Origin of the sequence: Planococcus sp. 107-1, from assembly GCF_021513255.1 — a bacterium.
Classification (GTDB): domain Bacteria; phylum Bacillota; class Bacilli; order Bacillales_A; family Planococcaceae; genus Planococcus.
This window is the reverse complement of record NZ_CP090977.1, coordinates 1222495-1235931: the sequence shown is the minus strand read 5'-3', so window position 1 is coordinate 1235931 and position 13437 is coordinate 1222495. Positions and strand designations below refer to the sequence as shown.

Sequence of the window (13437 nt, the reverse complement as noted above, 5' to 3'; positions counted from 1 at the left end):
TTAAGTACACTATATACGTGAAAGTTCACTTTTTAAATCTCTACCCTCTATCATACTCTTTTCTTCTAATTTCAGCACACCATATGCTGTATTTAGCCTGAATTTGAAGTACAATAAAGGGTGGAAAGAATTAAAGGAGAGGTACACAACATGACACATTCCATTCAGGCAGACAGCGGCTGGCGCGTATGGTGGCAATTAACCCGTCCCCATACTTTAACCGCATCGTTTGCTCCCGTTTTTTTAGGCACCATGATTGCCATCAACTATACGGATATCCATTGGGGATTATTTCTGGCTATGCTCATTGCGAGTTTATTGATCCAGGCAGCAACCAATATGTTCAATGAGTATTATGATTTTGCTCGAGGATTGGATAATGAAAAATCGGTCGGTATCGGCGGTGCCATTGTCCGAAACGGTGTTAAACCAAAAACTGTTTTATCACTTGCCTTGTTTCTCTATTTAATCGCTGCTGTCATCGGCATTTGGATTTGCGCTCAAACCAGCTGGTGGCTGCTTGTGGTAGGCGGTGCTGCAATGGCTATTGGCTATTTGTATACAGGCGGACCTTACCCAATCGCTTACACGCCATTTGGTGAATTATTCTCTGGAGTCGTTATGGGCTATTTGATCGTAATCATTGCGTTCTATATCCAAACGATGTCTGTAACAGTAGAAGCTTCATTGCTAGCTGTACCAAGCACCTTACTAGTTGCAGCTATCATGATGACCAATAATATCCGTGATATGGTCGGAGACGCTGCAAGCGGCCGTAAAACTCTAGTGATCCTGACAGGCAGACCAGCCGGAGTCGCGATATTAGCATCGTTCTTTGCCATTTCTTATCTATGGATCTTAGCATTAGCGATTTTCAATGATTTAACGCCATGGACCCTTTTAGTATTCCTTAGCGCTCCTAAAGCGTTTAATGTAGTAAAAACTTTTAGACGCTACACAAAACCATTAGAAGTCATGCCTGCAATGAAAGCGACAGGCATTACAAATACCTTATTCGCCTTCTTGCTGGGCATTGGGCTTCTTATTCATCATCTTCTTTAAAACAGCACCGGATCTATTCAGCGCTGCAGTGACAAAATCAATAATTAAGTTTTATTAGAAGCCATGGGGCTTTCCAACAAGTTTTCACTCAACTTATTGGAAAGGCCCTTTTTGTTACTTGACCTTGTTGACCGAAATTTTCAAAAACGATATATTAGAATAAATTTATATATAGCTAAAGTGAGGTGAACCAATGAGACCAATAATAATCGGAGTAATCGCTGCCTTCTTTTTCGCTTTCACATTCGTTTTCAATGCCAGTATGGAAGCAACAGGTGGAAGCTGGCTCTGGAGCGCATCTTTACGCTACATCTTTATGATCCCATTTCTTTTAGTGATAGTACTGGCACGCAGAAACTTAATTCCTCTCTTTAAGCAAATGAGAAAGGCCCCCATGAGCTGGCTGCTATGGAGTTTTATCGGGTTCGTACTTTTCTATGCGCCATTATGCTTTGCCGCAGCCTATTCACCCGGCTGGCTTATTGCTGGAACTTGGCAGATAACGATCATTTCGGGCTCATTGCTTGCCCCTCTTTTTTTCTATACAATACAAACAGCAAAAGGCCAAATCCAATTGAGAGAAAAAATTCCTTATAAAGGATTAGCTTTTTCTTTTCTTATTTTGCTAGGAGTTATTATCATGCAACTAGAACATGCACAAGAAATCCCTCTTCAAACGTTTTTAATGGGATTTTTGCCCGTTTTAGTCGCCTCCTTCGCCTTCCCATTGGGCAACCGGAAAATGATGGCGCTTTGCAATGACCAGCTAGACGCTTACCAGCGCGTTCTTGGAATGACTTTAGCAAGTCTTCCTTTTTGGTTGGTGTTATCTTTCTTCGCACTAGCAACTGAAGGACCCCCAAGTATAAACCAAAGCTTGCAATCGCTAATAGTAGCAGTGAGTTCTGGTGTCATAGCTACAGTTCTGTTTTTTAAAGCTACCGATTTGGTTCGAAAAGATATGAAAAAACTAGCGGCAGTAGAAGCGACACAGTCACTAGAAGTGCTTTTTGCGTTATTTGGCGAAATTCTTATCTTATCGATCGCTTTGCCTACACCACTTTCCTGGGTTGGCATTGCCATCGTCATGGCTGGCATGATTATCCATAGCCAGCTCTCTGCAATCAAATCAACCCGGAACACAAACATAGAGATTTTAACCAAAAAGCAGCCGCTTTAAAATAAGCAGCTGCTTTTTTTACGCAAAAAAATGCCATGCAAATGAATGCATGACATTTTTATATGACCCCTACGGGATTCGAACCCGTGTTACCGCCGTGAAAGGGCGGTGTCTTAACCGCTTGACCAAGGGGCCAATTACTGGCGGAGAAGGAGGGATTTGAACCCTCGCGCCGGTTTCCCGACCTACACCCTTAGCAGGGGCGCCTCTTCAGCCACTTGAGTACTTCCCCAGTATGGCTCCGAAGGTAGGACTCGAACCTACGACCATCGCATTAACAGTGCGGTGCTCTACCACTGAGCTACTTCGGAATGGTGGGCCTAAATGGACTCGAACCATCGACCTCACGCTTATCAGGCGTGCGCTCTAACCAGCTGAGCTATAGGCCCATATGTATAATGGAGCGGGTGAAGGGAATCGAACCCTCATCATCAGCTTGGAAGGCTGAGGTTTTACCACTAAACTACACCCGCATAAATGGTGGGTCAGGACGGAATCGAACCGCCGACACTTAGAGCTTCAATCTAATGCTCTACCGACTGAGCTACTGACCCACATTTGAAAGATAAAAAATGGCGGTCCCGACCGGGATCGAACCGGCGATCTCCTGCGTGACAGGCAGGCATGTTAACCGCTACACCACGGGACCATTTGGTTGCGGGGGCAGGATTTGAACCTGCGACCTCCGGGTTATGAGCCCGACGAGCTACCGAACTGCTCTACCCCGCGATAATAATATTGATATTAGTTTCTTCTATTATATAGAAGTTTTAAAAAGGATAGTCCACACATTTTTTATAAAGATGGAGGAGGAAGAGGGATTCGAACCCCCCGCGGATTTGACTCCCCTGTCGGTTTTCAAGACCGATCCCTTCAGCCAAACTTGGGTATTCCTCCGTGATAATAGATAAATGGTGGACCTTGCAGGACTCGAACCTGCGACCGGACGGTTATGAGCCGTCTGCTCTAACCAACTGAGCTAAAGGTCCTAAAAAAGTGGCGGCAGAGGGGATCGAACCCCCGACCTTACGGGTATGAACCGTACGCTCTAGCCAGCTGAGCTACGCCGCCAGGATCTTTATGATATATAGTTGGTGGAGCCTAGCGGGATCGAACCGCTGACCTCCTGCGTGCAAGGCAGGCGCTCTCCCAGCTGAGCTAAGGCCCCATTGAATGGTCGGGAAGACAGGATTCGAACCTGCGACCCCTTGGTCCCAAACCAAGTGCTCTACCAAGCTGAGCTACTTCCCGAACTTAAATGCTGAGTGTAAAAATATGGCGCGCCCGAGAGGACTCGAACCTCTAACCGCTTGATTCGTAGTCAAGTACTCTATCCAATTGAGCTACGGGCGCTTATTCATGATAAAACCTGACGGTTTTTTTCTGCAAACAAAGATGGTGCCGAGGACCGGAATCGAACCGGTACGGTAGTCACCTACCGCAGGATTTTAAGTCCTGTGCGTCTGCCAGTTCCGCCACCCCGGCATGGGTCGGCTTTGAATTGCTGCAAAAAATTGGAGCGGAAGACGGGGGTCGAACCCGCGACCTCCACCTTGGCAAGGTGGCGTTCTACCACTGAACTACTTCCGCAAAAATGGTGCGGGTGAAGGGAGTCGAACCCCCACGCCCGAAGGCGCTAGATCCTAAGTCTAGTGCGTCTGCCAGTTCCGCCACACTCGCGTGGCAATAATGAAATTAAAATGGTGAGCCATGAAGGATTCGAACCTTCGACCCTCTGATTAAAAGTCAGATGCTCTACCAACTGAGCTAATGGCTCTCATGAAAAGTGGTGCCGGAGAAAGGACTTGAACCCTCAACCTACTGATTACAAGTCAGTTGCTCTACCAGTTGAGCTACTCCGGCGAAAGAGAAAAAATGGTGGAGGATGACGGGATCGAACCGCCGACCCTCTGCTTGTAAGGCAGATGCTCTCCCAGCTGAGCTAATCCTCCAGTATGTATGCCCAGCGACGTCCTACTCTCACAGGGGGAGACCCCCAACTACCATCGGCGCAAAAGAGCTTAACTTCCGTGTTCGGGATGGGAACGGGTGTGGCCTCTTTGCCATCATCACTGGACTATTTGATTTTTGAAAGACAAGTTTTATTATACCAATTCTGACCGGTATTTCAAGCTTTTTTTAAAAAAACTTTTGCCTTATTCTTTCAAAACTGGATATTCGACATTGAATACAGGAAACGCGCTCTTCAGAAAGCAATTTGGTTAAGTCCTCGATCGATTAGTATTCGTCAGCTGCACGTGTCGCCACGCTTCCACCTCGAACCTATCTACCTCATCGTCTTTGAGGGATCTTACTTGCTTGCGCAATGGGAAATCTCATCTTGAGGGGGGCTTCGTGCTTAGATGCTTTCAGCACTTATCCCGGCCACACATAGCTACCCAGCGATGCCCTTGGCAGAACAACTGGTACACCAGCGGTGTGTCCATCCCGGTCCTCTCGTACTAAGGACAGCTCCTCTCAAATTTCCTGCGCCCGCGACGGATAGGGACCGAACTGTCTCACGACGTTCTGAACCCAGCTCGCGTACCGCTTTAATGGGCGAACAGCCCAACCCTTGGGACCGACTACAGCCCCAGGATGCGATGAGCCGACATCGAGGTGCCAAACCTCCCCGTCGATGTGGACTCTTGGGGGAGATAAGCCTGTTATCCCCGGGGTAGCTTTTATCCGTTGAGCGATGGCCCTTCCATGCGGAACCACCGGATCACTAAGCCCGTCTTTCGACCCTGCTCGACCTGTACGTCTCGCAGTCAAGCTCCCTTGTGCCTTTACACTCTGCGAATGATTTCCAACCATTCTGAGGGAACCTTTGGGCGCCTCCGTTACTCTTTAGGAGGCGACCGCCCCAGTCAAACTGCCCGCCTGACACTGTCTCCCACCCCGATCAGGGGTGTGGGTTAGAATTTCAATACAACCAGGGTAGTATCCCACCGACGCCTCCTCCGAAGCTGGCGCTCCGGGCTCAAAGGCTCCTACCTATCCTGTACAAGTTGCACCAAAATTCAATATCAGGCTACAGTAAAGCTCCACGGGGTCTTTCCGTCCTGTCGCGGGTAACCTGCATCTTCACAGGTACTATAATTTCACCGAGTCTCTCGTTGAGACAGTGCCCAGATCGTTACGCCTTTCGTGCGGGTCGGAACTTACCCGACAAGGAATTTCGCTACCTTAGGACCGTTATAGTTACGGCCGCCGTTTACTGGGGCTTCAGTTCGCACCTTCGCTTGCGCTAAGCACTCCCCTTAACCTTCCAGCACCGGGCAGGCGTCAGCCCCTATACGTCACCTTACGGTTTTGCAGAGACCTGTGTTTTTGCTAAACAGTCGCCTGGGCCTATTCACTGCGGCTCTCTCGGGCTGTAACACCCTACCAGAGCACCCCTTCTCCCGAAGTTACGGGGTCATTTTGCCGAGTTCCTTAACGAGAGTTCACTCGCTCACCTTAGAATTCTCTTCTCGCCTACCTGTGTCGGTTTGCGGTACGGGCACCTCCCGCCTCGCTAGAGGCTTTTCTTGGCAGTGTGAAATCAGGGACTCGAGGGTAAACCCTCTTGCCGTCACAGCTTAACGTATCAGGAATGGGATTTGCCTCATTCCACGCCTCACTGCTTGGACGCGCACAACCAACGGCGCGCTCACCTTATCCTTCTGCGTCCCCCCATTGCTCAAACGGCGGGGGAGGTGGTACAGGAATATCAACCTGTTGTCCATCGTCTACGCCTATCGGCCTCGACTTAGGTCCCGACTGACCCTGAGCGGACGAGCCTTCCTCAGGAAACCTTAGGCATTCGGTGGACGGGATTCTCACCCGTCTTTCGTTACTCATACCGGCATTCTCACTTCTAAGCGCTCCACCAGTCCTTCCGGTCTGACTTCAACGCCCTTAGAACGCTCTCCTACCACGGACCTCAGACGAGGTCCATCCACAGCTTCGGTAATCCGTTTAGCCCCGGTACATTTTCGGCGCAGTGTCACTCGACCAGTGAGCTATTACGCACTCTTTAAATGATGGCTGCTTCTAAGCCAACATCCTGGTTGTCTAAGCAACGCCACATCCTTTTCCACTTAACGGATATTTGGGGACCTTAGCTGGTGGTCTGGGCTGTTTCCCTCTTGACTACGGATCTTATCACTCGCAGTCTGACTCCCAATCATAAATCACTGGCATTCGGAGTTTGTCTGAATTCGGTAACCCGGGATGGGCCCCTAGTCCAAACAGTGCTCTACCTCCAGGATTCTAAACGATTGAGGCTAGCCCTAAAGCTATTTCGGAGAGAACCAGCTATCTCCAGGTTCGATTGGAATTTCTCCGCTACCCACACCTCATCCCCGCACTTTTCAACGTGCGTGGGTTCGGGCCTCCAGTAAGTGTTACCTTACCTTCACCCTGGACATGGGTAGATCACCTGGTTTCGGGTCTACAACTGCATACTCATTCGCCCTATTCAGACTCGCTTTCGCTGCGGCTCCGCCTTCTCAGCTTAACCTTGCATGCAATCGTAACTCGCCGGTTCATTCTACAAAAGGCACGCCATCACCCATTAACGGGCTTTGACTACTTGTAGGCACACGGTTTCAGGATCTGTTTCACTCCCCTTCCGGGGGTGCTTTTCACCTTTCCCTCACGGTACTGGTTCACTATCGGTCACTAGGGAGTATTTAGCCTTGGGAGATGGTCCTCCCGGATTCCGACGGAATTTCACGTGTTCCGCCGTACTCAGGATCCACTCGGGAGATCCGAACCTTTCAGCTACAGGGCTGTTACCTTGTCTCGCGGACCGTTCCAGGTCGCTTCGCTTAAATTCGGATTTTGTAACTCCGCAATGAGTGTCCTACAACCCCAAGAGGCAAGCCTCTTGGTTTGGGCTGTTCCCGTTTCGCTCGCCGCTACTCAGGGAATCGCATTTGCTTTCTCTTCCTCCAGGTACTTAGATGTTTCAGTTCCCTGGGTCTGCCTTCTCATGTGCTATGTATTCACACATGGATACCGCCCCATTAAAGGCGGTGGGTTCCCCCATTCGGAAATCTCCGGATCATCGCTCACTTACAGCTCCCCGAAGCATATCGGTGTTAGTGCCGTCCTTCTTCGGCTCCTAGTGCCAAGGCATTCACCGTGCGCCCTTTCTAACTTAACCAAGTGGTTTGTTAAAAAGTGGATCCCAATTGGGATCATGCTTGCATGAATTGCTTGTTTTCATTTGTTTCAATGTCGTTTTATCCAGTTTTCAAAGAACAAGTTTGAAGTCACAAAACAGGCTCACGCCTGAAGGGTGAACCTTCAAAACTGAACGCAAAACGTCAACACAAGATCTAAGATCTTGTTTCCGAATAAATCCTTAGAAAGGAGGTGATCCAGCCGCACCTTCCGATACGGCTACCTTGTTACGACTTCACCCCAATCATCTGTCCCACCTTCGGCGGCTGGCTCCCGTAAGGGTTACCCCACCGACTTCGGGTGTTACAAACTCTCGTGGTGTGACGGGCGGTGTGTACAAGGCCCGGGAACGTATTCACCGTGGCATGCTGATCCACGATTACTAGCGATTCCGGCTTCATGCAGGCGAGTTGCAGCCTGCAATCCGAACTGAGAACGGTTTTCTGGGATTGGCTCCCCCTCGCGGGTTGGCTGCCCTTTGTACCGTCCATTGTAGCACGTGTGTAGCCCAGGTCATAAGGGGCATGATGATTTGACGTCATCCCCACCTTCCTCCGGTTTGTCACCGGCAGTCACCTTAGAGTGCCCAACTGAATGCTGGCAACTAAGATCAAGGGTTGCGCTCGTTGCGGGACTTAACCCAACATCTCACGACACGAGCTGACGACAACCATGCACCACCTGTCACCGCTGTCCCCGAAGGGAAAGCCTTGTCTCCAAGGCGGGCAGCGGGATGTCAAGACCTGGTAAGGTTCTTCGCGTTGCTTCGAATTAAACCACATGCTCCACCGCTTGTGCGGGCCCCCGTCAATTCCTTTGAGTTTCAGCCTTGCGGCCGTACTCCCCAGGCGGAGTGCTTAATGCGTTAGCTGCAGCACTAAGGGGCGGAAACCCCCTAACACTTAGCACTCATCGTTTACGGCGTGGACTACCAGGGTATCTAATCCTGTTTGCTCCCCACGCTTTCGCGCCTCAGCGTCAGTTACAGACCAGAAAGTCGCCTTCGCCACTGGTGTTCCTCCACATCTCTACGCATTTCACCGCTACACGTGGAATTCCACTTTCCTCTTCTGCACTCAAGTTCCCCAGTTTCCAATGACCCTCCACGGTTGAGCCGTGGGCTTTCACATCAGACTTAAGGAACCGCCTGCGCGCGCTTTACGCCCAATAATTCCGGACAACGCTTGCCACCTACGTATTACCGCGGCTGCTGGCACGTAGTTAGCCGTGGCTTTCTGGTGAGGTACCGTCAAGGTACCAATAGTTAGTTGGTACGTGTTCTTCCCTCACAACAGAGTTTTACGATCCGAAAACCTTCGTCACTCACGCGGCGTTGCTCCGTCAGACTTGCGTCCATTGCGGAAGATTCCCTACTGCTGCCTCCCGTAGGAGTCTGGGCCGTGTCTCAGTCCCAGTGTGGCCGGTCACCCTCTCAGGTCGGCTACGCATCGTGGCCTTGGTGGGCCGTTACCCCACCAACTAGCTAATGCGCCGCGGCCCATCCTGCAGTGACAGCCGAAACCGTCTTTCCGTGAAGCCTCAGGTGAGGCTTCAAACTATTCGGTATTAGCACCGGTTTCCCGGAGTTATCCCGATCTGCAGGGCAGGTTGCCCACGTGTTACTCACCCGTCCGCCGCTAAACACTTGGAGCAAGCTCCAAGTGTTCCGCTCGACTTGCATGTATTAGGCACGCCGCCAGCGTTCGTCCTGAGCCAGGATCAAACTCTCCATTATAGAGTAGTATTGATTGCTCAATGCTGGCGCATCGCCGTCTCCGAAAAGACGCGCGATTCGCTTTGATCTGGCAAAGCCTGATCAGTAAGTTGTGGCGCGGACCCGAAGGTCCGTTGCCGATATTGTTGACGTTTTGCTGTTCAGTTTTCAAGGTTCATGTTGCCGCACTCATTGGCGACTTTATTAATATACCTTAGGTACGACTTGCTGTCAATACTATTTTAAAATATTTTTTCGGTCGTCTTAAGGACATATATAAATATAAACCGCCGAGCGCAGAAAATCAACCCCTTTTTCTAAAAAAGAATGATTTTATTTTCCCATAGTCTGCAACGAACAGGATTATGCCGCATAACACAACTGTTCCTCCTATGATCTGAGAGGAACTTAACAGCTCTCCAAGTATGAAATAAGCTAATATAGCAGCTCCTACAGGCTCAAAAAGAATTGCGATTGAAATGACATTTGTACTTACCCATCTTAAAGACCAATTGAATAACGTGTGGCCAAGTAGATTAGGAATGATCGCTAAAAGTAAAAACCACATCCATTCTGAAGCAGGATAAGGACCAAAAGATTCACCTTTTACAATTATATAGAAGAACAATGTTATTGTACTAAAGCTATAAACAACAAAAGTATAAGTAATCAATGACAATCTTTGGCGTACATCTTGACCAAACAGCAGATAACCTGTAATTAACGCACAGGCAATTAAAGCTAAGATATCTCCATATAAAGCAGAACCGCTAATTTTAAAATCACCATAGCCGATTAAAACACTTCCGAGTACGGCAATTAGTCCTGAAACAAGTGTTTTAATAGAAAGTTTCTCTTTAAAAAAGAAATAGGTTCCTGCAAATGCGAATAATGGCTGCAATGTTACAAGCACTGTTGAACTCGCGACAGATGTATAATTCAACGATTCAAACCATAAAATGAAATGAAAGGCTAAAAAAATACCTGCTATCGAAGTGAATGCCCAATCTCTTTTGCTTAGCTTCTTGATTTCTTGGGTATATTTCATAAAGAACACTGGACTCATTATAAGAATTGAGAAAAGCATTCGATAAAAAGCAGTAACTCCAGAATCGGCAGAAGTCATTTTTACAAAAATTGCTGATAATGCGACAGAGAATACACCAATGATAATCGGGATAAAAGGATGAACAACTGGTTTTTCCATATAGACGCCTCTTCTCTAAGTTGCTTATGCAAGGTTTTCACACTTTAAATAGTGTGACATGTCCCCCTTTCTTTATCAACCATCATTTGAAAGGAGTGCTGTTATGGATTTTTTCACCTTCCTGCCTATCGCTTCCCTTGAAACTTTCATCAAACTTCTGGTAGCCGCACTCCTTAGTTTAGTAATAGGACTCGAGCGAGAGTTGAAAAGAAAACCTGTTGGGTTAAAGACAAGTATCGTCATTGCAACATTCAGTTGTTTGCTGACCATCATTTCAATTGAATCTGCATATCTTGCAGAAGGAAGCGAGTATGCTAATGTAAATATTACGATGGATCCGCTTCGTCTGGCTGCTCAAATTGTTTCAGGAATCGGTTTTCTTGGAGCTGGTGTTATTTTAAAACGCGGCAATGATTCCATTTCCGGTTTAACAACTGCTGCGATGATCTGGGGTGCTGGTGGCATTGGCATCGCTGTTGCTGCGGGTTTTTATGTCGAAGCTGCATTTTCGGTACTGATTATTCTAATCGGTATCGAGATAGTCCCTCCCCTTCTCTTTAAATTCGGGCCAAAGCGACTGCGGTTGATTGAAGCGAATATCAAAATTTTCATTTCAGATTCGTCTCATATCGATGAGGCGGTCAAAGAAATAACATCAGAAGGTGTTATTATAGAAGCAATGTCTCTCTTCCAACATAGGGAAGCAGATTTCCCTTGCCATGAAGTGGCGATACGCGCTTCTTTTCTCCAAGAGACTGAGACAATCGCTTTATATGAAAGAATCTTGAAAATTAAACACGTTGAAAAAGTAGAAATTGAATTGATTAGCTGAGGAGGAATTTGAATGGGTGAATTTTTTAAGTTATTAAAAGGAGGCAATAGGCCGTCCTTACTTGCTGCGGTGATGAATACATTAATCGCCATCATGAAAGGTGTCGCGTTTTTCTTCACAGGGAATGTTGCGATGTTTGCTGAAACAATGCATTCGATCGGAGACGCCGCTAACCAATATTTCGTTTTCATCGGCTCCGCTTTATCTAAAAAAGCGCCGACTAAAAGATTTCCTAATGGATTTGGCAGACTTTTAAACCTGGTACTGCTTGGAGCGGTGTTGATTGTTGGAATCATGGCTTATGAAACGATTGTGGAAGGTTGGCATCAATTGACCCATCCTGTTGAAGCTGAAGGGTTTATCATAAGTGTTGTGGTCTTATCAATAGCTGTTATTCTTGAATTTGCAGTTTTATATAAAGCAGGCAAAGAAGTTTTGCATGAATCTGGAGTTAAAGGCGGCATTATGGCGCCGATCACTACAAGCTTTGCTCATTTAAACCGGGCAAAACCTGCTACTAAACTTGTATTTATGGAAGATTTGGTTGCAACAGGCGGCGGCGTTCTCGCATTAATCGCAGTACTGATTGCACATTTTACCGGTTTCCTTGCAATTGAAGGTGCTGCATCCATCGCAATCGGGCTTATGATGTTTTATGTCGTAATGACGGTATTCCTTGAAAATGCGCGGTGCGATTGGGGAAACAGATGAGCAGATGGTCAATCACATTGCTCATATGTTATCTGACCATTCAGGCGTTCGCGATATCAAAGAACTCGAAGTTGTAAAAGAAGGCGAATTTTTGCATGTTGAAACGAAAATCGAAATTGACCCTGAATTATCTGTTAAAGAAGCCGACGAATTGCAGGATTTATTAGCACAGCTCATATTGAGCCAACCAAGCGTTGATGATGTGCTCATAACATTCGATGCAGACGATGGAGAAACGCATTGGAAACACTTGAGCACACGCCCTGAATCATTGCCGCCGCTCAGAGAACCAAAAGCATAGAAAAAGACCAGGCGCTCATTGCCTGGTCTTTTTCTATGCTTATAGTGAAGCTTGGAGAATTTGTTTGACGTCTTCGCCGTTTAGTTTAGCGAAGTTGCCGAATTCACCATAGATCATTGCTTTTTCGGCCATTAAGTCGATTTTCGAATCGTCTATGCCGTAATAATCCAGTTTTGTCGGAGCTCCTAATGAAGTCCAGAATTCCTGGAGACGGTCGATTCCTTCGAAAGCGATCGCTTCTTCCGTCTTCCCTTCAGGATCTACCTCAAATACACGGACTGCCAATTGTGCAAATTTGCTTGGATTTCCTTTTGCATTATGGCGCATCCATTGTGGGAATAGGATTGCAAGCCCACCTGCATGCGGAATGTCATAAACTGCAGATACCGCATGTTCGATATTATGCGATCCCCAGTCTCCCCGGTAACCCATTTCAAGGAATTTGTTCAATGCGATCGTACCTGCGAACATAATCGTTTCACGGTGTTCATAGCTTTGAAGGTCTTCCATCAGTTTCGGTGCCGTTTCAACAACCGCCTTCAATACCCCTTCACACATACGGTCCTGAACCGGTATATTCGAGGCATTATTGAAATACTGCTCGAAAATATGCGACATCATGTCAACAATTCCGTAGACTGTGTGGTTTTCTGGAACCGATAATGTATAAGTTGGATCCAGTATTGAAAATTTCGGGAATGAAAACGGGCTTCCCCAGCCGTATTTTTCTTGTGTTTCTTCATTGGTAATAACAGATCCTGCGTTCATTTCGGAACCTGTTGCAGCAATCGTCAATACCGTTCCGAAAGGCAAAGCGCCTTCTGGCTGGGCTTTACGGGAAACAAAGTCCCATGCATCCCCATCGTATGTAGCTCCGCACGCAATCAACTTCGTGCAGTCAATAACTGAACCGCCTCCGACTGCCAACAGGACATCGATGTTCTCTTTTTTGCAGATTTCAATGCCTTTACGAGCCGTTGTAATACGCGGTTTGGCTCTACCCCGCTTAATTCGAAGATTTCAAGACCTGCTTGGTTTAAGGTATCAATCACTTCATCATAAAGACCATTCTTTTTGATGCTGCCACCACCGTAAACTACTAAAACTTTTTTACCATAATTTGGTAACTCTGTTTTAAGTGCTTCGAGTTGGCCTTTACCGAATATTAGTTTTACTGGGTTATAGAAAGAAAATGAATTCATTTTTTTAACCTCCTTTTCCATTACTATTATGTCGATAGGAAAAGGAAAACGCA

4 protein-coding genes, 20 tRNA genes, 3 rRNA genes and 2 pseudogenes are annotated in these 13437 nt (G+C 47.3%); 4 read left to right on the top strand and 25 right to left on the bottom strand.

Features of this window, described 5'->3' with window-relative positions:
• The first annotated feature begins 150 nt into the window (after positions 1–150).
• Both L0M13_RS06605 and L0M13_RS06600 read left to right on the top strand, forming a co-directional pair.
• Positions 151–1062 (top strand): 1,4-dihydroxy-2-naphthoate polyprenyltransferase, encoded by a 912-nt coding sequence (locus L0M13_RS06605; RefSeq protein WP_235198809.1) that lies wholly within the window; start codon positions 151–153, stop codon positions 1060–1062.
• A gap of 193 nt (positions 1063–1255) precedes the next feature.
• On the top strand, positions 1256–2242 hold the full coding sequence (locus L0M13_RS06600; RefSeq protein WP_235198808.1) for a DMT family transporter: 987 nt from the start codon (positions 1256–1258) through the stop codon (positions 2240–2242).
• 63 nt (positions 2243–2305) lie between these two features.
• On the opposite strand, the gene L0M13_RS06595 is transcribed toward L0M13_RS06600, so the two are convergent.
• The 24 genes from L0M13_RS06595 to L0M13_RS06480 all read right to left on the bottom strand — a co-directional run bounded on the left by L0M13_RS06595 (position 2306) and on the right by L0M13_RS06480 (position 10338).
• Positions 2306–2377: transfer RNA gene (locus L0M13_RS06595), tRNA-Glu, on the bottom strand.
• A 6-nt stretch (positions 2378–2383) separates the two neighbouring features.
• Positions 2384–2474 (bottom strand) — tRNA-Ser (locus L0M13_RS06590).
• A 4-nt stretch (positions 2475–2478) separates the two neighbouring features.
• A tRNA-Asn gene (locus L0M13_RS06585) sits at positions 2479–2553 on the bottom strand.
• A gap of 1 nt (position 2554) precedes the next feature.
• Positions 2555–2631: transfer RNA gene (locus tag L0M13_RS06580), tRNA-Ile, on the bottom strand.
• 10 nt (positions 2632–2641) lie between these two features.
• Positions 2642–2715 (bottom strand) — tRNA-Gly (locus L0M13_RS06575).
• Between the two features lie 5 nt (positions 2716–2720).
• Positions 2721–2796, bottom strand: a tRNA-Phe gene (locus L0M13_RS06570).
• Between the two features lie 19 nt (positions 2797–2815).
• Positions 2816–2891 (bottom strand) — tRNA-Asp (locus tag L0M13_RS06565).
• Positions 2892–2894: 3 nt separating this feature from the next.
• A tRNA-Met gene (locus tag L0M13_RS06560) sits at positions 2895–2971 on the bottom strand.
• A 75-nt stretch (positions 2972–3046) separates the two neighbouring features.
• A tRNA-Ser gene (locus tag L0M13_RS06555) sits at positions 3047–3139 on the bottom strand.
• A gap of 15 nt (positions 3140–3154) precedes the next feature.
• Positions 3155–3231: transfer RNA gene (locus L0M13_RS06550), tRNA-Ile, on the bottom strand.
• An 8-nt stretch (positions 3232–3239) separates the two neighbouring features.
• Positions 3240–3313: transfer RNA gene (locus L0M13_RS06545), tRNA-Met, on the bottom strand.
• 21 nt (positions 3314–3334) lie between these two features.
• Positions 3335–3410: transfer RNA gene (locus L0M13_RS06540), tRNA-Ala, on the bottom strand.
• A gap of 6 nt (positions 3411–3416) precedes the next feature.
• Positions 3417–3493 (bottom strand) — tRNA-Pro (locus L0M13_RS06535).
• Between the two features lie 25 nt (positions 3494–3518).
• Positions 3519–3595, bottom strand: a tRNA-Arg gene (locus L0M13_RS06530).
• Positions 3596–3638: 43 nt separating this feature from the next.
• Positions 3639–3727, bottom strand: a tRNA-Leu gene (locus tag L0M13_RS06525).
• 30 nt (positions 3728–3757) lie between these two features.
• Positions 3758–3832 (bottom strand) — tRNA-Gly (locus tag L0M13_RS06520).
• Between the two features lie 5 nt (positions 3833–3837).
• Positions 3838–3922 (bottom strand) — tRNA-Leu (locus L0M13_RS06515).
• A gap of 21 nt (positions 3923–3943) precedes the next feature.
• Positions 3944–4019: transfer RNA gene (locus tag L0M13_RS06510), tRNA-Lys, on the bottom strand.
• Between the two features lie 10 nt (positions 4020–4029).
• Positions 4030–4105: transfer RNA gene (locus tag L0M13_RS06505), tRNA-Thr, on the bottom strand.
• Between the two features lie 13 nt (positions 4106–4118).
• Positions 4119–4194: transfer RNA gene (locus L0M13_RS06500), tRNA-Val, on the bottom strand.
• A gap of 9 nt (positions 4195–4203) precedes the next feature.
• A 5S ribosomal RNA gene (gene rrf / locus L0M13_RS06495) occupies positions 4204–4319 on the bottom strand.
• 141 nt (positions 4320–4460) lie between these two features.
• Positions 4461–7397 (bottom strand): 23S ribosomal RNA (locus L0M13_RS06490).
• A 205-nt stretch (positions 7398–7602) separates the two neighbouring features.
• A 16S ribosomal RNA gene (locus tag L0M13_RS06485) occupies positions 7603–9152 on the bottom strand.
• The 16S, 23S and 5S rRNA genes sit together here with 20 tRNA genes alongside, the layout of an rRNA operon.
• Positions 9153–9435: 283 nt before the next feature.
• Entirely contained in the window at positions 9436–10338 is a 903-nt protein-coding gene (locus L0M13_RS06480; RefSeq protein WP_235198807.1) for a DMT family transporter, read from the bottom strand.
• A 103-nt stretch (positions 10339–10441) separates the two neighbouring features.
• Here L0M13_RS06480 and L0M13_RS06475 point away from each other — a divergent pair, with 103 nt between their 5' ends.
• Positions 10442–11170, top strand: a complete 729-nt coding sequence (locus L0M13_RS06475; RefSeq protein ID WP_235198806.1) for an MgtC/SapB family protein — start codon at positions 10442–10444, stop codon at positions 11168–11170.
• A gap of 12 nt (positions 11171–11182) precedes the next feature.
• Positions 11183–12182, top strand: a pseudogene (locus L0M13_RS06470) (cation diffusion facilitator family transporter).
• A gap of 39 nt (positions 12183–12221) precedes the next feature.
• Here L0M13_RS06470 and L0M13_RS06465 read toward each other — a convergent pair.
• Positions 12222–13384: pseudogene (locus L0M13_RS06465) on the bottom strand (iron-containing alcohol dehydrogenase).
• Positions 13385–13437 lie beyond the last annotated feature (53 nt).